The organism is Photobacterium sagamiensis, from assembly GCF_050337085.1.
Lineage (GTDB): Bacteria > Pseudomonadota > Gammaproteobacteria > Enterobacterales > Vibrionaceae > Photobacterium > Photobacterium sagamiensis.
In genome coordinates this window covers 147,704-167,170 of sequence record NZ_JAKJSP010000017.1, presented here as the reverse complement: position 1 = coordinate 167,170, position 19,467 = coordinate 147,704, and the positions used below count along the sequence as shown (strand labels likewise).

Annotated in this window: 13 protein-coding genes; 9 read left to right on the top strand and 4 right to left on the bottom strand. The window is 47.2% G+C overall.

Annotated features, from left to right (window positions below; genetic code table 11):
- Positions 1-22 precede the first annotated feature (22 nt).
- The 6 genes from L4D76_RS08035 to L4D76_RS08010 all read left to right on the top strand — a co-directional run bounded on the left by L4D76_RS08035 (position 23) and on the right by L4D76_RS08010 (position 12,840).
- The gene (locus tag L4D76_RS08035; protein ID WP_428440398.1) at positions 23-5,035 is read left to right on the top strand and encodes a VCBS domain-containing protein; all 5,013 of its coding nucleotides are present in this window, start codon (positions 23-25) and stop codon (positions 5,033-5,035) included.
- Between the two features lie 79 nt (positions 5,036-5,114).
- On the top strand, positions 5,115-7,298 hold the full coding sequence (locus L4D76_RS08030; protein ID WP_428440397.1) for a type I secretion system permease/ATPase: 2,184 nt from the start codon (positions 5,115-5,117) through the stop codon (positions 7,296-7,298).
- On the top strand, positions 7,291-8,673 hold the full coding sequence (locus tag L4D76_RS08025; protein WP_428440396.1) for an HlyD family type I secretion periplasmic adaptor subunit: 1,383 nt from the start codon (positions 7,291-7,293) through the stop codon (positions 8,671-8,673). Before L4D76_RS08030 ends, L4D76_RS08025 begins: the two co-directional genes overlap by 8 nt.
- Before the next feature lie 26 nt (positions 8,674-8,699).
- On the top strand, positions 8,700-10,103 hold the full coding sequence (locus L4D76_RS08020; RefSeq protein WP_428440395.1) for a TolC family outer membrane protein: 1,404 nt from the start codon (positions 8,700-8,702) through the stop codon (positions 10,101-10,103).
- A complete protein-coding gene (locus tag L4D76_RS08015; protein ID WP_428440394.1) occupies positions 10,100-10,720 on the top strand; it encodes an OmpA family protein in 621 nt (206 codons plus the stop codon). The genes L4D76_RS08020 and L4D76_RS08015 overlap by 4 nt, the downstream gene beginning before the upstream one ends.
- Before the next feature lie 179 nt (positions 10,721-10,899).
- The gene (locus L4D76_RS08010; protein ID WP_428440393.1) at positions 10,900-12,840 is read left to right on the top strand and encodes an EAL domain-containing protein; all 1,941 of its coding nucleotides are present in this window, start codon (positions 10,900-10,902) and stop codon (positions 12,838-12,840) included.
- A 181-nt stretch (positions 12,841-13,021) separates the two neighbouring features.
- On the opposite strand, the gene rimI is transcribed toward L4D76_RS08010, so the two are convergent.
- The 4 genes from rimI to ubiT all read right to left on the bottom strand — a co-directional run bounded on the left by rimI (position 13,022) and on the right by ubiT (position 15,049).
- Positions 13,022-13,468: a ribosomal protein S18-alanine N-acetyltransferase gene (gene rimI, locus L4D76_RS08005; protein ID WP_428440392.1), complete on the bottom strand. Its 447-nt coding sequence runs from the start codon at positions 13,466-13,468 to the stop codon at positions 13,022-13,024.
- On the bottom strand, positions 13,458-13,859 hold the full coding sequence (locus tag L4D76_RS08000; RefSeq protein ID WP_428440391.1) for a DNA polymerase III subunit psi: 402 nt from the start codon (positions 13,857-13,859) through the stop codon (positions 13,458-13,460). Before L4D76_RS08000 ends, rimI begins: the two co-directional genes overlap by 11 nt.
- 175 nt (positions 13,860-14,034) lie before the next feature.
- Complete coding sequence (locus L4D76_RS07995; protein ID WP_428440390.1) at positions 14,035-14,538, bottom strand: GNAT family N-acetyltransferase; 504 nt, start codon at positions 14,536-14,538, stop codon at positions 14,035-14,037.
- On the bottom strand, positions 14,528-15,049 hold the full coding sequence (gene ubiT, locus L4D76_RS07990; RefSeq protein WP_428440389.1) for a ubiquinone anaerobic biosynthesis accessory factor UbiT: 522 nt from the start codon (positions 15,047-15,049) through the stop codon (positions 14,528-14,530). Before ubiT ends, L4D76_RS07995 begins: the two co-directional genes overlap by 11 nt.
- A 340-nt stretch (positions 15,050-15,389) precedes the next feature.
- Here ubiT and L4D76_RS07985 point away from each other — a divergent pair, with 340 nt between their 5' ends.
- From L4D76_RS07985 to L4D76_RS07975, 3 genes are all read left to right on the top strand, one after another.
- Positions 15,390-17,429: a sensor domain-containing protein gene (locus tag L4D76_RS07985; RefSeq protein ID WP_428440388.1), complete on the top strand. Its 2,040-nt coding sequence runs from the start codon at positions 15,390-15,392 to the stop codon at positions 17,427-17,429.
- 126 nt (positions 17,430-17,555) lie between these two features.
- Positions 17,556-18,563, top strand: a complete 1,008-nt coding sequence (gene ubiU, locus L4D76_RS07980; protein ID WP_428440400.1) for a ubiquinone anaerobic biosynthesis protein UbiU — start codon at positions 17,556-17,558, stop codon at positions 18,561-18,563.
- 12 nt (positions 18,564-18,575) lie between these two features.
- Positions 18,576-19,451 (top strand): U32 family peptidase, encoded by an 876-nt coding sequence (locus L4D76_RS07975; protein ID WP_428440387.1) that lies wholly within the window; start codon positions 18,576-18,578, stop codon positions 19,449-19,451.
- Positions 19,452-19,467: the final 16 nt, after the last annotated feature.

Genomic DNA, 19,467 nt, shown 5'->3' with positions numbered 1-19,467 from the left:
GGTGTTCGTTGAACAGACCGACGTGGCCGACGGCGATTGGGGTACCTTCAGCATCGATGCCGAGGGTAACTGGACCTACAATCTGAACAACRACCACRSCGWTGTGCAGGCGCTGGACAGCGACAGCGACCCAATCGAGCGCACCCTCGAAGTGGCAACCGCCGACGGCACCACTCACGAAATCACAGTGACCATCACCGGCAGCGACGATGGCGCGAAAGTAACACCTAGCGTACCGGGCGCCGACGCGGGCGCGGTGCAAGAAGACGTGACCGAACTCGCGGCAGGCAAGTTGGACGTGGTTGACCCAGACGCAGGCGAAGCGGTGTTCGTTGAACAGACCGACGTGGCCGACGGCGATTGGGGTACCTTCAGCATCGATGCCGARGGTAACTGGACCTACAATCTGAACAACGACCACACCGATGTGCAGGCGCTGGACAGCGACAGCGACCCAATCGAGCGCACCCTCGAAGTGGCAACCGCCGACGGCACCACCCACGAAATCACAGTRACCATCACCGGCAGCGACGATRGMGCGRARGTAACACCTAGCGTACCGGGCGCCGACGCGGGCGCGGTGCAAGAAGACGTGACCGAACTCGCGGCAGGCAAGTTGGACGTGGTTGACCCAGACGCAGGCGAAGCGGTGTTCGTTGAACAGACCAAAGTGGCCGATGGCGACTACGGTACCTTCAGCATCGATGACCAGGGGAACTGGACCTACGAGCTGAACAACAACCACGGAGTTGTGCAGGCGCTGGACAGCAATAGCGCTCCAGTGACGCGCACCATCACGGTGGCAACCGCAGACGGCACCACCCATGACATCACGATCACCATCAACGGCACCAACGATGCGCCGGTTATCACATACCCAGGTATGGATCAAAATAGTTGGGTAGATGCTGAGTATCTAGAAGGTTCTGGTAAGCAAAGTCTTCTTACGGAGATTAAGCTATCCGATATAGATAGTGATAACTTGTCGAAGGCAATTATTACCATTACTCCTGATATAGAGGGTGATGGTCAAAATGCATATGACAGCACTAATGATTTCTTAACTTTGCCTGAATCGTTAAAAGATAGTTTCACGTTAACACAGCAGAATTACATTGACTCTTCTAGTGGTAAAGAAGTTGGTTTGTGGATACTTGAACCTAAAGATGGTGTTCCTTTATCAAAAGCAGAATTCGAGCAAGCGCTAAAAACCCTCCAGTATGAAAATACAGCCGATGAACCTATTGGATTAAATGCAGCTAAGTCGATTGGTGTTGATATTTATGATGATCATGATGCGGTAAGCAATCGCCTATCTGTTGCACTTGACCTTAAAAATGTCAACGAAGCCCCTACTCTCGACCTCAGTGGCGATAGCACGCAAATCTATTTTGAAAGTGAATCTGCAGATAATAGCAATGTATTAGGCGTCTATCGTCTGGACGCAAATGGTCAGCCGATCGATCCACAGATCATCATGATGGATAGTAATGGTAATTACAGCCAGGGTGATCGTTTAGGTTCACTGGATTTAGCTGCTAAGGATGTACGTTTTTTCCTTATTGCTGATGGAAAGAATCTAATTCATAACGATCCAAATTTAAGTTTTGATACTAGCGGGACGTTTCCAACATTAAAAATTGATGGCGTTGCATCTAGCAATACCGTTTATTTCTCCGACTCAGAATTTAATACTGATGGAGCCGTTCATTTCCAAGAACAGGCCGATGGGATCACCATAAAAATTGAAGATATGTCAAACGGCGGAGATAAAGATTACAACGATCTGGTTATTCGCATAGAAGAAAGCAACCTTGGCAACGATTACGAAACTACGTTTACAGAAGATGGTAATGGCGTCGCTATTGCTGATTCAGATATAGCCATCAGTGATGTTGATGATACACATATCGTCAGTGCAAAAATCGTACTAACGAATACACAACTAGGTGATGAATTCGATTTCACCAATATTCTAAATGGTATAAGTGTCGAAAGAACTGTAGATAGCGACGGTAATATTGCCCTAATATTTAGTGGTGATAAAACGCTAGCAGAATACGAAGCTGCCATTAAAGCAATTACCTTCAGTAATAGCAGTGATAACCCTGATACCACAGATCGCATTATCGAGGTTACCGTTAACGATGGTGACGACAACAGTAATACCGCGACAACAACCGTCAATGTTATTGCCGTCAATGACGAATCCGTGCTGGAAAATGACACCAACACCGTCACCGAAGACACCCCGCTCATCGTCGACGCTGACAACGGCCTGCTGGCTAACGACGATGATGTCGATAACGTTCTGACCATCTCCGGCATCGAAATCGATGGCACCGAGCACACGCTAGTCAATGGCACGGTGGGCGTAACGCTGCCTGGCCAAGGCGTGCTGGAAGTGAACGCGGACGGCAGCTACAGCTTTGAACCAGCAGAACACTACGCTGGCGCATTGCCGGAAGTAACGTACACCACCAACACCGGCAAAGAAGCAACATTGACGCTCGATATTGAGGCTATCGCAGATGCACCAGTACTAAATGTCACTGTGGGGGATATTGAAAAAGTACATGCAAAACCTTCATTCGACACCAGTGCCCCAGATCTTGCAGATAAGATAATTTCAGGTCAAATCCCTAATTTATCAATTAATGGGGGGACCTTCGAAAGCCGCTTTGTAGTTGGCAGTGAAAACAACGACTTAATACAAGGAACAGATATCAACGACTACTTCCTAGGTAAGGCTGGGAACGATGTTTTCATCGCGGATGGAAATAACGACTCAATTTATGGTGATGATGCAACGTCAGATAAAACAAATGATGGAATTGATACTGTCATTTACAGTGGGAACATCAATGATTATCGGTTTGCATTTGAGAATGATCATGGTGGTGGCTTACCTTATTGGCTCGTCAATGACAGTCGCGGTATTGATACCAATGCCTCAAATTCACCAGAACTTGATTCCGGTGACCACCTCTACGAAATAGACCGCCTGATCTTCAATGATGCAATCGTTGAAATCGACGATCAAGGTAACTTTGATGTACTCACTGTCCGGTATATTCCACTGAATATCAGTGCGACACTGCAGGACTCTGACGGCAGTGAAGAGCTGGGAGAGACGGTCTCAATCGACGGTATCCCTCAAGGTATTCAACTCGTTGTTGATGGGCTGTTAATGAAACCAGCAATAACCGATGCTGAGGGTAACCAGTCATTTAATATCTTGCGTAGTGCTATTGGTGATGTGAAGTTAGTGGTTGATGAGAAATATGATGGTGAACTTGATTTCAACCTGAAAGTCACAGCCAGCTCAACTGAAACCAGTAATAGTAGCAGTGCGGAAGCACAAGTCGATGTACCTGTATCTCTTCGTGAATTTGCTCATAATACCGGGGCATCGGGTGATAATCATATTGAAGGTACGGAAAACAATGACGTTATTATTGGGGATATCGAGAGCACAGTAGAGGTTCCGGGACAAAATTATAATATTGCCTTTATGATTGATACATCCGGAAGTCTAAGTGATGGCGATATTACTGGTATAAAGACACAACTGCTTAATGTGTTCAATTCACTAAAAGCAAGTGCTGACCAACACAATGCCGGCAAAGTGAATGTCCATCTCGTTGATTTTGACAACACGGCTCATACCAGTGTAACCGTTGACCTCAATAGTAAGAATGCCATTTCAGCACTCACCGGTGTACTCAATGCATTCAATAATGAGGGCTCGACAAACTATGAAGATGTATTTAAAACCACCGCAAATTGGTTTTTATCAGATACCGCTCAAGCCAACAGTAATGCGACTAACCTCGCCTACTTTATTACAGATGGTGCACCCACTTCATATAACGAATCACAATCTGACGATTTTAAGGTAATTTACAATCAAGAAGAGATCGCATTTGAAAAATATTTATCGGAACATTACAGTGGTGGTAAAGCCAAATTTGAATTAGGTGATCACGAATCACTTAAAATTGACGAAAATGGTAACGTAAAATATACCTATTATCACAACAAAGAAAACCTTGGCACAGCACGTCCTGATGGTCAGGGAGGATATGAACTTGTCTCCCGAACAGGGGGAAGTGCGGTCAATCCTATTGATACAACTGAAGGAAAAATCGGCTTCGAAACCCTTAAAGCTGCAGGCGTAACTGTTGAAGCGATTGGGATCAATGATTCAATTAGTAGTGATTCTCTTAAAGAGTTCGATTCGGACAACACTCCACAATCAGACATAAAAGTGGACCACCTTGCCGGCTCAATCTTGAGTCACATTGAAAGTCATCTGCCAGGCAGTGACACCGTTGATGGTAATGACGGAAATGACATTATTTTTGGTGATATCATCAAATTCAATGACATTGATGGTCAAGGCTATTCAGCACTGGAAGAATATGTCGCCACTCGTACCGGTCAAAACACAGGTTTAATTGATACCGCTGCTATTCATGATTATATTCGCACTCATGCTGATGAGTTTGATTTATCTCGAGATGGCGATCAAAGCGATACCCTCAAAGGCGGTGCCGGTGATGATATCCTGTTCGGCCAAGGTGGTAATGACACCCTTGAAGGTGGTACTGATAACGATCTGCTGATTGGTGGTGATGGTGATGATGTCTTCTTGTGGACATTAGACGATATCAGCAATAGCGGCACAGTATCAGGTATCCACGCCGTCAGCGATTTAGTCACTGATTTCAGACAGAATTCTGACAACGACCGATTAGATATTTCTGACCTGATTGACGATGGCGCAATCATCAGACTCCATAGTGAAAATAATGGTGAAGATACTGTCATATCCATTGATACCAACAGCGACAATACATTTGATCAGGAGATCGTACTTAGAGGTTCCGACTTTGATGAGATGAAAGGTATCATCACAAATGGGATATTTGACGATGAATCACAACAACTTATCATCGATTCAGGTGAGATTACATACGCAGACGGCGGCAACACGATAACAATCGATATTCCTGAAATTGAAAATATATAGTAATTGGTATCCTCCGAAAGGGTGCGGTCACATAACCGCACCCTTTTGTTGCGTCTTTAAATGAAAGCGAGAAGTAGTAGTGACAGCAACAGCAACCGCTGAAAAAATAAAACCGCAGTGGAGTATTCCGCCTTCAGTACAGACTACTGAAGACCCATTACTCGATTGCCTGGTGCTATTAACTGAACATTATGGCAACCCCTGCTCTGGCGATGCTTTAACGGCAGGCTTACCGCTTTCTGGCGCGTGGTTATCCACTGATCTATTGCCACAGGCCGCAGCAAGGGCGGGTTTAACGGCCAAGCTTATTCGTAAGCCGCTGGAGCAGATCTCCCCTATCCTGCTTCCTTGTGTGCTTTTGCTCAAAGACAAGAAAGCGTGCCTGTTGCGAGAGCTGGATCCCGCCAACAATAAAGCCGTGATCCAATTGCCCGAGAATGGTGGCGAAAGCGAGCTGGCACTTGAAGAGCTGGAAGCGCTCTATGTCGGCTACACCTTTTTGATCAAACAGCAATACCGCGGCGATCAGAGCATTGATATCCACCAGCACAACCAGCAAGGCCATTGGTTGTGGCAGATGGTTAAAGATGCCAGCCCGATCTACCGCGACGCTTTGCTTGCATCGGTATTCGTGAACCTGTTTGCGCTGGTTTCACCGCTGTTCATGATGAATGTCTATGACAAAATTGTGCCGAACCTGGCATTCGAGTCATTGTGGGTACTGGCGAGCGGTGCGGCAATCGCGTTTACTTTTGATTTTATCATGCGCCATATGCGTAGCCATCTCATCGATATCGCCGGGAAAAAAATCGATATCATTGTATCGAGCCGGCTATTTGCCAAAGCCATGGGCTTACCGCTGGAGAAAAAATCCCCTAGCGTTGGTGCAATGGCAAAACAGCTGAGTGAATTTGACAGTGTGCGCGAGATGCTCACGTCAGCCACTATTACAACGCTTGTCGACCTGCCGTTCGCCCTGCTCTTTCTTACGATTATCTATCTCGTTGCTGGCGATCTGGCTGTCGTTCCCCTTATTGCCGGAATGATCATTATCGGTTATACCCTCTTCATTCAACCTCGGTTAAAAGCCGCCGTTGAAGAAAGTAATAAATATGCCAGCCTCAAACATGGTCACCTAATCGAGAGCCTGGCTGCCATGGAAGCCATCAAATCTAACGTTGCTGAAGGTATTGTGCAGCGTACCTGGCAACAGATGATTTCCCACACGGCGAATTGGCAGCTAAAAGTTAAGAAGATTTCAAATTCAGTCTCTTATCTGGCAACCTTTATTACCCAGCTCACCGCCATTGCGGTGGTGATCCTCGGGGTTTACCGGGTTGCCGACAGTGCCATTTCTATGGGTGGGATCATCGCCGCGGTCATGTTATCAAGCCGGGTTGTATCACCAATGGCACAGCTGGCCGGCCTGCTAACCCGTGGTAACCAGACCATGAGTGCTTTGCGCCAACTCGACACCATCATGAATGAAGAGGATGAGTTTGCCGACAAGGGGCATCTGATCAGCCGCAAACGACTGACCGGTCACATTCAGGCGGACAATATTAACTTTGCCTACCCCAATACAGAAAAACCCGTTTTGTATCCGATGTCACTGACCTTCAAGGCGGGCGAAAAGGTCGCAATTATCGGCAAAAATGGTTCCGGTAAAACCTCAATCGCCAAGCTGATGGCTGGCTTATATCAACCCGGCCAGGGCAGCCTGCGTTTCGATGGTATCGACAGCAAGCAGATCCACCCTGCCGATTTGCGCCGTAATATTGGTTATCTGCCGCAAGATATCACCCTGTTTCACGGTACCATTCGTGACAACATCATGTTTGGCACCCGTCAGGTCACCGAGCATCAGCTGATCCGTGCGGTTCAATTATCCGGTGTGGCGCTGTTTACCGCGCAAGATTCTGAAGGGCTTGATAAACAGGTTGGGGAGAGAGGGGAAGCCCTGTCGCGGGGCCAACGTCAGTCAGTGGCACTGGCTCGCGCTATTTTGAACGATCCCCCTATCCTGCTGATGGATGAACCGACCGCCAGTATGGATGCCTATGCCGAAAAACAGTTCATCCATGCCATGGACAGAGCAGGCCGCGACCGCACCCTCATCTTGATCACCCATAAAATGTCTCTGTTGAAATTGGTTGATCGTATTGTTGTTCTTGAACGAGGACAGATATTACTCAATGGTAAAAGGGATGAGGTGCTGAAAAAGCTCAGTGCCGGTGTGAGTACCGGAGGTAGCAATGAGTAAGTCATTAATGTCTGCTGAGCTGGACATGACGGATGACGTCTACAGTGCCATGATGATCGATTCGCCATTGCGCCACCGCTTGTTAATCAGAGCGATTGCGGCGATGGTAGTCTCATTTCTGGTCTGGTCATTCTTTGCCCAGCTGGATCTGGTCACCCGCGGTGGCGGTAAAGTGATCCCCTCCTCGCAGATCCAGGTCATTCAGAGCCTCGATGGCGGGATATTGCAAGCCATGTATGTCAAAGAAGGCATGATGGTCAGCCAGGATCAACCATTAGCACGTATCGATGACACCCGCTTTCGCTCCGATCTTGCCCAGCAGGAAGAGGAAGAAAATAGCTTGCGAGCCAATATCATTCGCCTTCAGCATGAACTCGCCAGTATCGAGATCTCATCACGGGCAACAAAGTGGCGCCAGCAAGTCAGGGTGATCCCCCAGCCGCTGATTTTTCCGGCCGATCTCACCAAAGGCGAACCCAAAATACTGGCACGCCAGCAAGCCGAATATACCGGACGCCTTGACGGCCTGATCAACCAGTTAGAAATTCTGGCCAGACAAATCCTGCAAAAACAACAGGAAAGCCAGGAGCTGACATCCAAGATAAAAACCTTAAAAAGCAGTCTGCAGCTTATCACCCGCGAATTGGATATGACTCGCCCGCTCGCTAAAAAAGGCATCGTTTCAGAAGTCGACTTGCTCAAGCTTGAGCGTCAGGTCAACGACATAAGAGGTGAGTTATCATCACTTTACCTGATGAAGCCAAAGGTCAAAGCGGCATCTGATGAAAGCATTCTGAAACGTCGAGAAGCGGTATTGACCTATAACAAGGAAGCGCGGGCCGAAATGAATGAGCTTGATAGCCGTCTGGCTCGCCTGACAGAAGCCCAGGTCGGTGCTCAGGATAAAGTCGATAAAGCGGTGATAACCTCACCGGTAAATGGTACGATCAAAACCATACACATCAATACGTTAGGCGGTGTGGTACAACCTGGTGTCGATATTATCGAGATAGTGCCAACCGAAGACCAACTGCTTATCGAAGCGAAGATTGCGCCGAAAGATATCGCATTTCTTCACCCCGGTTTACCCGCCATGGTCAAAGTGACCGCTTATGACTTCACCCGCTATGGCGGTCTTGACGGCACCGTCGAACACATTAGTGCCGATACCACTCAAGATGAAGAAGGCAACAGCTTTTATCTGGTGCGCATTCGTACTGAAGTTTCAAATTTAGTCAAAAAAGATGGCACGCCAATGCCGATTATTCCGGGCATGTTAACCTCGGTCGACATCATCACGGGAAAACGCACGGTGCTTGAGTATATTCTCAATCCGCTATTAAGAGCTAGGGACACAGCGCTAAGAGAGCGCTAAATAATAATGATAATGGAGACAAATAAATGATACACCATGTTCGCCAGTCGCTAAGAAAAAGCATGGCAGCTCTGGCCGTGGCATCTGTGCTGTTACCGGCTTCAGCACTCGCTCATACTCTGGAGCAGGCAGTCGCGTATACGTTAGATACCCACCCGGAAATTCGGCAAGCTTTTAACCGCTTCAAAGGTCGTGAAGAGCAAGTTAACCAAGCATTTACAGGTTACTTACCAACGGTTGATCTCACGGCAGGTTATGGCTGGGAGCAGACAGACAGCCCTTCAACCCGCCGCCAGGCACAAACCTCTGATGATGATGACAAGATTGATCTTGACCGTCGTGAATTGGGTATCAGCCTGAAACAAATTCTGTTTGATGGCTTTTTTACCAGCAGTGAAGTCAGCCGTTATAGTAACGAAGCCAGCTCAGAGCAATGGACGTTATTCAGCACGGCTGAAGACACCGCGCTAGAAGTGAGCAAAGTCTACCTCAATTACATGCAGGCTCAGGAAGTTGTTAAGCTGTCGGAAAAAAACCTGGTTAACCACCAGGAAATTTACGAACGAATCAAAGAAAAAACCGAATCAGGATTGGGTTCAACCGCGGATCTTTCACAAATAAAAGGGCGCTTAGCCCGGGCGAAGTCGAACCTGGTCGCTGCAAAAAACAACCTGTTTGATACCAGAAGCCAGTACCAGAAAGTCGTCAACCGTGTGCCCGATGATGTGATTTTGCCCGTTCCGGACGCAGAGATGATACCAGCCAGCCTGGATGAAGCACTTAAATGGGCGCAAGAAGATCATCCAACCCTGAAAGCGACTAATAGTGATATTCAAGCAGCAAAATATGAGCGCAAGTCGGCGAAATCGAACTATTACCCGCAAGTCAGCCTTGAACTCTCCGGGAACTGGGATGAAAACGTGGATGGAGTAGATGGCAGCGGCATAACCTCAGATGTCGGTGGTGAAAGCAATGAATTACAGGCCATGGTAAGGCTGAGATATAACCTGTTTTCAGGGGGGAAAGATCAGGCCAGAGACAGAGAAGCCTCTTATAAACAGGGGGAAGCCACTGAACTGCGTCAGCGTGCCTATCGAGATATTGTTGAGGGTACCACCCTGGCTTGGAATGCCCGAACGTTTGTTAATGAACAAAAGCTATACCTCCGGGAACATGTCGTTGCAGCGAAAGAAACGCAACAAGCTTATACCCAACAATTTAAGATTGGCCAACGAACGTTGCTTGACTTACTTGATTCAGAAAATGAGTTATTTGAAGCCCGTAAAGATTACCTTAGCGCCGAATTCGATGAAATCACGGCCCAGTACCGGATCCTTAATGCGACCGGTCAGCTACTCGGTGCACTTCGGATCACCACACCTGATACCTGGCTCGGTGAAGATCAATATGAAGGCGGGGTGCGTAAATGAACGGGGCTAAGCAAATAAACCGCTGTCTTGCAGTCATCGCTGCACTGCTGCTTGCCGGATGTGCCAATAACGACATTATCGCGATGGATACCTCGACCAAGCAGGTTCATGACTTGCAAGATCTCGATCGTGACGGGGTGATCAAAGCCAGAGAAATGTGCGCAGAAACCTTTCATGGTGCCCAGGTAAATAATGACGGCTGCGGCAAAGTCAGGTCGATCGCTGAGCGCCGTGAACTGAATATTTTGTTTGCCAATAACTCATCTTATATTTCACCTCGTTTCTACGGACAAATCGATATACTGGCAAAGTTCATGCGTAGCTACCCGGATACTCAGGTTACCATTGAAGGGCACTGCAGTAAGATTGGATCTCATGAGAAAAACATGACTCTTTCTCAGCAACGGGCTGATGCCATTGCAGAAGCACTTGTTACAGAATTCGATATTGATGGCGAACGGGTGAAAGCGGTCGGCTACGGGTTCACTCGCCCCATCGATCCCAGCGACAGTGAAATTGCCCACCAGCGAAACCGCAGAGTGATTGCGGAAGTCACCGGAAGCAATAAGGCGACAGAAATGAGATGGCATATCTATACGGTAGATCAACAGCCTTAACAGTAAAGCGTCGACTTATGCGGGCTTGCTGATAAAGCGGCCTGCCAATGACAAAAGTCATACTTGGCCATTACAGCCATTTTTTGTCATTAATACCAAAGCCTTATGATTAATCATGCTGGTATCGAATGTATCCGAAAAATACGGCATACAATTCTGAACTTGGAACCTTGTTTTATATGTCTATTTTTAAACAGTTTTACTCTCTGCTTCTGGGGCTTTTTCTGTTAGTTGTTACCAGTATCGGCTATATACAATTTACAGAGATCCGAGAGCTTTTAGCGCACCAAATGGACTCTGAGCTTAACAATACCAGCCAAACCTTAGCGGTTACCCTGGAACCAGCCTTAGAGGCGGGGGATTCAGATCGCGTTGAAACACTGCTCCAGGCTTTATTTACAAAAGGCAGCTATCAGGAAATCACTTTAACCTGGGTGGTTGACGGCCACCAACAAAGCTGGAAACGCACCGATGAAAAGGCTGAGGCCCCGGCTTGGTTTATCGGTTTGAACCTCTTCTCCGCTCCTGAAGAAACAACCATGATCCGCTCCGGTTGGATGGATCTGGCTGAACTAAAAATGGTGACTCAAGCTGATGTTGCAAACACTCAGCTATGGGAAATCGTCAGAAATAGCCTGATCATATTCTGCGGCTTATTTATTTTGATCGCTCTACTCGCCCGATTTACTTTAAGCCGTCTGCTGCGTCCTCTCAATGCCATCGCATCTCATACCCATCAAATTGCTCAACATCAGTTTGATGCACCTTTACCGGTACCAAAAATACAGGAACTTCGCCCCGTTGTTATCGGCATCAATAATATGTCGAAGCAGCTCCAACAGAACTTTCTTATCCTCAATGAAGAGGTCATCACCTTACGGGAAAATAACCTTATTGATAAGGTTTCAGCCCTACCCAACCGCCAATACTTCATTGATCGTATCAACAGCTGGGTGGACGAACCGGGAACGGGGGCCATTTTACTGGCTAAATTCGATTGGTTGCATCAGTTGCATAATCAGCTTGGTTTCCAGATAAGAGATGACACCATTCACTTGTTGTCACAGACACTTAAACAAAAGCTAAACCATGAATCATATACAGTCGTCGCCCGGATAGCCGACTATGAGTTTGCTTTCTTGTTAACCGAACAGGATCACCAGCAACTCCAAAAACAGCTGCATGTACTGATCCAAACGATCAACCAGGAAATCAGTAAAGCGGGTTATCAGCCAAACCACGGTTTTGCCATTGGCATCAGTGAACGCAGCAATCAAAATTCAGCCTCTGAGCTGCTGGCTCAAGCCGATAATGCGCTACAGCAAGCGGTGCAAGGCAACACGGTTTACCATTGGTTCGAAAATCAGCAACAACTGCTTTTCTCTAAAGAGCAGTGGCGTGACATGTTAAGTAGTGCACTTAGCCACCAGCAATTCAGCTTTCGCTGGCAACCGGTACATTACCACCATGATGGCACCATCATTCACCAGGAAATTTTCTGCCAGCTAAAACATGACCAGCAACGTATACCTGCCAGACACTTCATGCCCTATATTGAAATGCTGGCGCTAGGCGCGGCCTTAGATCGGTGTTTAATCAAGTCCCTGCATCAAAATGGCATTCTAAAGCAGAGCCAGACCCCGGTAGCAATCAACCTGACGACGCACAGTATTACCGATCCTGACTTCCGGGATTGGCTGGCCAGCTATCTCGCTGATTCACCGTATACGAATAAACTACTCTTTGAGCTGCCTGAGTCGGCAATTTATGCCAATCAGCAAGCTTGTGAACACCTGAGTGAAATATTCAAGGCTACCGGTGCCGAATGGGGGATCGACCACTTTGGCCGCCAGCTAAGCTCGATGGACTACCTGCAGTCGTTGCGCCCAAGCTATGTGAAGCTCGATCAGTCTTTTGCCAGAACCAAGGATAACCATCATAAAAACGAGTTATGCCGGGCCCTGATCAATATTGCAAGAGGGATGGAGATCAATATCATCCTGACAGGCATTCAGACCAGAGAACAAGTTGATTATGCCGCTACGCTCAACACTTGTGCATATCAGGGGTTCATCGCCCCTCCCGTCGATATTACTGAGGTAGAACAGGAATATAGCTAGTCTTACAGCCGACGGTGTCGAGCTTTAGGTTCTAGTCTCTCGATTCGAGTCTCTAGTCTCTAGTCTCTAGTCTCTAGTCTCTAGTCTCTAGATTCTAGATTCTAGATTCTAGATTCTAGACCATAAACAAAAAGCGCCTTTCGGCGCTTTTTTTGAAAACAATACTTCAAAAGATCGTCTTTTAGAAAATCATATAAGTCATGATCAGCGCATCTTCACGCCCGTTATCAGCAGGGTAATAACCAACACGGCGATTGATTTCATTAAAACCGATGGCTTCATATAATTGGTAGGCGCGGGTATTGCTGGCGCGAACTTCAAGCCAGATTTCTTCGGCATTACGCGCTTGTAACGCCTCGATAAAACCTTCTAGCAATACCTTTCCATAACCCTTGCCCTGACAGGCCGGATCAATGGCAATATTCAATAAAGTGGCTTCACCTGCCACATTCTGACCAAAGCAATAACCAATCACCTTAGCATCGGCCAGCAAGACAAAGTTGGCTGCAATTTTATTGGGGGCGTTACGAATTAACGATTCAGCCCATGGAAAGGCGTGAGCCGCCTGTTCAATGCGCCAGACATCATCATGGTGCTGTGGTTCGAGAGGTACAATTTTATGTGTCATATGAACAAATCTGCTGCCATAAGGCTTTTTTAGTCGCCGGGTTAGAGTGCATCGCTTTCAACGAACAAGATGTCAGTACCTGGCAACCTGCGGGGTGTACACCCTGGCAGCCAGCAAACCAACACCAGACTAAATGGTGCTCTCCCACTTGCTCCAATGCTTCAAGTGGTAAAGTCAAGGCCTGCTCTGGTGTCAGCTTCATGCTGCTCAGAATGCGGCCAAACAACCAGCCATCGTGTTCATCCAGTTCGTCAGGGGTAATGAACAGCAATTTGCAACTTTCGGGTAGATCAATAACCGGTATTATCATCTCAGGAAAAAGCTCAGGTTTTCGCACCTGCCAATAGGTTAGCCCCATTTCCTGCAATACCTGAATATCACGCTGTTTCATTCAATTCCCGTCGTAAATTGTGTTATACCAATTGGCATTAAACCACCTTGGGCGGCAATCCTACCTTAATACCAATTACCTTTCCATCGGTACAAAAATACCACCCGCAGGTGGTATTTCTAAGTCATGTCTTTGCCGAGAATATACTATACGTATTGGCATGACCATTCAGAGATTACAGTTCAGAGAATTCCTGGCAATACTCAACGACGCCGGCTTTACCGGCTAATGTATCAGGTATCAACTCAAGCACCATGAAAGCCTCTTCCGGTACCGGCCAGCTACACCGTAATCCGTGATCCGCCGCTTTTTCAAATCCCACTTGCGGGTAGTAATCACTGTGACCAAGTACAACAATAACCGGATAATCAAACTCAATCAGAATGTCTTTCGCTTCTTCCATCAGGGCTTTACCTATCCCCTGACGCTGATACTCAGATTTTACGGCCAGTGGTGCCAAACCTTGCCAGCGGTCATCCTGTCCTTCAACCGTTACAGGGCTGAAGAACAGGTGACCAATCACTTCCCCTTCATCGCTGCAAGCCACCAGCGACAAAGTCCGACAGCTGTTTTCCCGTAGCTTCATCACCAGTTTCGCTTCGGCTTCAGTATCGAATACATCTTTAAGCAACCGGTCTATAGGAAGAATGTCTGCTGGCGCTTCGGTTCTAATGAGCATTAATAACCTCTTTATCAGTATTCGCGTCCTGCATCCCTTTCTGGATGAAATCTGCTGATTGCTGCAATAAATAATTAAGAGGGGCCGGCAATGAATCCAGATCAATGCTATCCATCAGGTTTTTCACTTCCAGTCCCAGTTCGGTATCTCCTTCAACACGAAGACGACGTTGGAAAAACAAAGTATCCGGATCTTCTTTGCGTGCAGCTATCAGCACTAAGTCATTACACTCACCACTGAAGCTTACATCTTCCTGCTCTACCTGATCCGATACAACCAGCTTGTCATCCTGATAACTGATATACCAGTGCAGCCCCAGATCTCTGACTTCAACTTTCAACCAGCGCTCATCAAGAAATTCAAAATCACCATCTTCAAGTGCTTCTTTGAAAACCAACGTTAAGCCTTCTAACATCATTTTCTTCTGAATAGTAAATGGCGTCAGTTTTGCTGGAATACGCAGTAAAGCTGGACCGTGTTGAACCATGTGCTTTCGAAGTTGGGCTATCACTGTTGGTCTTTTCCTATCATCATCGCATTTAATACCTGATTGTATGGCAAGCTGGGGAGGCGATTTTATGCCTTGAGTCAAAAAAAACGTTCCTCTCGACGCAAAGTTTGGAATTATGCCTTGCTCACGGGTTATATTACAGAGCACGACGGCTGGATTACAACAACCGAATTCAATCGTCACAATTCTATAGCTGTTCAACTTGTGGCTATTTCGTCCAAAAACAAAGAGAAAGCGCCGGGTTTATAAAGATAAATAAACCCTTTCGAGGCGTATATTGGAAGAAATAGTGTTCAGGTGAATATTTACACTTAACCTGCATACGGAATACGGTGCTTCAATGCCGACAGAGCAACTCAATTACTGGTTCCCTCTGCTCACAGACAACAGTCCGTTTCTGTTTGCAGTGCTAGACCAAGATCATAACTACCTTGTGGTAAATAATCGCTATTGTGAAGTCAGCGGCCTTCGGCGTGACGAGCTGGTCGGACGCAATGATAAAGAGATCCTTGGTCAGGCCTTCTATAACTCGTTACGCCCATACTATGAGCGCGCATTCAGTGGTGAGTCAGTCGAGGGCGAAGTGGTCTTAGACGATAACCGTCATGACACCAGCCTGCACTTCAGCCTTTCTCCTCTGCGTAATCACGCAGACGATATTCAGCATATTGTTCTGCACTCAGCCGACACCTCTGAACGACAGATACTGGTCAATACCTTAGAAGAACTCGAAAATCAGCTGTACCAGCTTAACGAGCTGATCTCTGATGGCATCTGTATTATCGAAAGCAATACCGTTATTACCGCTAACGAGGCCGCAGCAAACTTGTTGGGGTTTGAATCATCAAAGGAATTATTAGGTGAAGAGCTCGGCCGCCTGCTGGTTGACAGCCATAGCCAGCGTATTTTAGGTGAACAGTTACACCAGCAACCCAAAAGTGAACCGCGTAAATGCCATACCAGCCCTCGCTGCTGCAGCGAACGTCCTCTACTGGTCTCGACCTCTGACATCACCTTGCTTGGCTCACCTGCTACTATAGTCATGCTGAAAGACGCTTCTGAACACGTCGTTCAGCAAGGTCAGATCGAACATCTGGTTCATACCGATCCACTGACCGGTCTCTATAATCGCCATGGTTTCAGCCGGCGGTTAGAGCAGCTGATTGCCAATGAAACGCCTTTGGTGATGCTGTATATGGATCTTGATAACTTCAAAAATATCAATGACTCATTAGGCCATCACATTGGTGACCGGGTGCTGCAAGAAATCTCCCAGCGCCTGCGTCGTTTATTACCGGAAAATGCCATTCTCGGCCACTTGGGCGGTGATGAGTTCGGTGTTTTAATACCGGATCCTGAACATGACCGTACCGGTGATTTAATTTCTGAACAGATCATCGCGTTGGTTAACCAGCCGTTTGACCTTCACCATTTCAGTAAACACCTTGCCTGCTCTATCGGCATGGTCACCTCTCCCGGCAATGGCAATGATGCCCGAATTTTGCTGCAAAATGCTGATACGGCAATGTATGAGGCAAAGAACCGGGGACGAAACCGCTTAGTCAAGTTCAGCGAAGCCATGAATAAAGAAGCGCGAATGCGTTTATGGCTGGAAATTGAATTACAAAAAGCACTACAAAACAATAAATTAGAGGTTTGGTATCAGCCGAAAGTCAATGCCCGGGATTTTGCTATCGACGGCGCGGAAGCTCTGGTGCGCTGGAAGCATCCGGTTGAAGGCTATATCAGCCCAGCCCAGTTCATTCCGGTTGCTGAACGCTCCGGCTTGATTGAACAGGTCGGCCGGGTGGTTATGCGAGAGGTATTTACGACGGTACGCCGCTGGAAACAGCAAGGGATCTTACCGGGTCGGGTCGCAATCAACTTATCACCACAGCAGTTTGGTAACCCTAACTTAATTACCTTTGTTGAGAAGCTGCAAAAAAGTATTGGCGTCAATGCCAATGATATTACCTTCGAGCTAACAGAAAGTGCGGTAATGAGCGATGGTGAGCACACCATCCAGATGCTCAATGGGATAAAGAAGCTCGGGTTCGCACTCTCTATTGATGATTTTGGTACCGGTTATTCCTCGCTCTCTTATCTGGCTCGATTCCCGTTAGATGAACTCAAAATCGACCGTGCTTTTATCAATGATATCGATAGCGTACCGAAACAGGTCACCCTGATAGAGAACATCATCAATCTGGGTAAGGCTCTCAACATGAGCATTGTCGCCGAAGGGGTTGAAACCCATCAGCAGGCAACGCTATTGTCGAACCTGAACTGTGACTATATCCAGGGTTTCCACTTCTATCGTCCGTTACCGAAAAACGAACTGGAAGCGATTTTGGTTAAGAACAGCCGCCGAAAAGATTAATGAGATATACTTCAAAAAAAATCATCCTAAATCAACAAAACCTGCCCAATGTCAAAACAAGGGGGCAACAAGCCCCCTACTATTTGCTCCAATACTTTTATTCCTACACTGGTAGATAAAAATAATATGGAGCTACTTTGCCCCGCTGGTAACCTTCCAGCGCTGAAGACTGCCATTGATAACGGCGCAGATGCGGTGTACATCGGCTTTAAAGATGACACTAACGCCCGCCATTTTGCAGGTCTTAACTTCACAGGCCGTAAACTCGAAAAAGCCGTGCAGTATGTCAAAGATCACAACCGCAAGTTGCATGTTGCTCTGAATACTTTTGCTCACCCTGACGGTTTCAACCGCTGGAGCCAGGCTGTCGATAATGCCGCCGCAATGGGTGTTGATGCGTTAATTGTTGCCGATATTGCCGTGCTGGAGTACGCCGCGACAAAATACCCGGATCTGGAGCTGCATTTATCTGTGCAGGCGTCTGCAACCAACACCGCAGCCATTGATTTCTATAAGCAGAACTTTAATGTAAAACGTGTGGTTCTGCCGCGCGTATTATCGATTCACCAGGTTAAACAGTTGGCCCGTAATACCGATATGCAACTCGAAGTGTTTGCCTTTGGCAGCCTGTGCATTATGTCGGAAGGACGCTGCTACCTGTCATCGTACATGACGGGTGAATCACCGAACACGGTGGGAGCCTGCTCGCCAGCTAAATATGTTCGCTGGCTAGAAACCTCTGACGGGCTGGAATCACGCCTTAATGACGTGTTAATTGACCGCTACAAAGAAGGCGAAAATGCCGGTTATCCAACCCTCTGCAAAGGCCGTTTTGATGTCAGCATCGATGGTGAGAGTAAGCGCTATCACGCTTTGGAAGAGCCAACCAGCTTGAATACCTTAGAAATATTGCCAGAACTGTTTGCAGCCAATATAGCGTCAGTCAAAATCGAAGGTCGCCAGCGTAGTCCCGCTTATGTAGAGCAGGTGACTAAAACGTGGCGTGCCGCCATTGACCGTTACCTGGCAAACCCTGAAGGCTATAGCGTCGATCCCGCTTGGAATGCATGCCTGGGCAATGTCTCTGAAGGTAAACAAACGACTCTTGGTGCTTATCACCGCAAATGGCAATAAAAGGAGCCAATAATGAAATACTCTCTGGGTCCTCTGCTTTATTTCTGGCCAAAAACAGATGTCGAGGCGTTTTATCAGCAAGCCAAAAATGCTAATACCGATATCATCTATTTAGGTGAAACCGTCTGCTCTAAGCGCCGTGAAATGAAACCAGCACACTGGTTTGAAATCGCTAAAGATATATCAGCAACCGGTAAACAAGTCGTGTTGTCGACTATGGCGCTGCTGGAGGCACCAAGCGAAGTCAATGTGATGAAAAAGTACATTGATAATGGTGACTTCATCGTTGAAGCCAACGATGTTTCAGCCATTCAGCTCGCACACGAAAAAGGTATTCCTTTTGTCGTTGGCCCGGCGGTGAACTGTTACAACGCCCAGACCCTGAACCTGTTCTTGAAAAAAGGCATGGTGCGCTGGTGCATGCCGGTAGAATTGTCTCGCGAATGGCTGCAAAACGTCATGACTGATTGCGAAAAATTGGGGATCCGCGGCCAGTTTGAGACTGAAGTGTTCAGCTATGGCTACCTGCCATTAGCCTATTCAGCCCGCTGCTTTACAGCCCGAGCTGAAGACAAAGCAAAAGATGAATGCGAAACGTGCTGCGTTAAGTACCCTAATGGTATTACCGTCAACAGCCAGGAAACACAAAAAGTATTCACCCTAAATGGTATTCAGACCCAATCAGGCTACTGCTATAACCTGATCAATGATCTGAAAGGGATGCAAGAGCTAGTTGATGTGGTGCGTTTAAGCCCGCTCGGTATCGATACCTTAGGGCTAGTCGATACGTTCCGGAGCAATGAAGGAAGTACGATCCGCCATCCGCTGGAGAATGGCCACCATTGTAATGGTTACTGGCATAACCTGGCTGGCCTGAACATCGAATAACCGAACTGACCGAGTT

Excerpts from the sequence above, each read along its gene's own strand:
- L4D76_RS07985 (WP_428440388.1), top strand. The coding sequence starts at position 15,390 with ATGCCGACAGAGCAACTCAATTACTGGTTCCCTCTGCTCACAGACAAC.
- rimI (WP_428440392.1), bottom strand. The coding sequence starts at position 13,468 with ATGACACATAAAATTGTACCTCTCGAACCACAGCACCATGATGATGTC.
- L4D76_RS07995 (WP_428440390.1), bottom strand. The coding sequence starts at position 14,538 with ATGCTCATTAGAACCGAAGCGCCAGCAGACATTCTTCCTATAGACCGG.
- ubiU (WP_428440400.1), top strand. The coding sequence starts at position 17,556 with ATGGAGCTACTTTGCCCCGCTGGTAACCTTCCAGCGCTGAAGACTGCC.
- L4D76_RS08000 (WP_428440391.1), bottom strand. The coding sequence starts at position 13,859 with ATGAAACAGCGTGATATTCAGGTATTGCAGGAAATGGGGCTAACCTAT.
- L4D76_RS08020 (WP_428440395.1), top strand. The coding sequence starts at position 8,700 with ATGATACACCATGTTCGCCAGTCGCTAAGAAAAAGCATGGCAGCTCTG.
- L4D76_RS08025 (WP_428440396.1), top strand. The coding sequence starts at position 7,291 with ATGAGTAAGTCATTAATGTCTGCTGAGCTGGACATGACGGATGACGTC.
- L4D76_RS08010 (WP_428440393.1), top strand. The coding sequence starts at position 10,900 with ATGTCTATTTTTAAACAGTTTTACTCTCTGCTTCTGGGGCTTTTTCTG.
- L4D76_RS08015 (WP_428440394.1), top strand. The coding sequence starts at position 10,100 with ATGAACGGGGCTAAGCAAATAAACCGCTGTCTTGCAGTCATCGCTGCA.
- L4D76_RS07975 (WP_428440387.1), top strand. The coding sequence starts at position 18,576 with ATGAAATACTCTCTGGGTCCTCTGCTTTATTTCTGGCCAAAAACAGAT.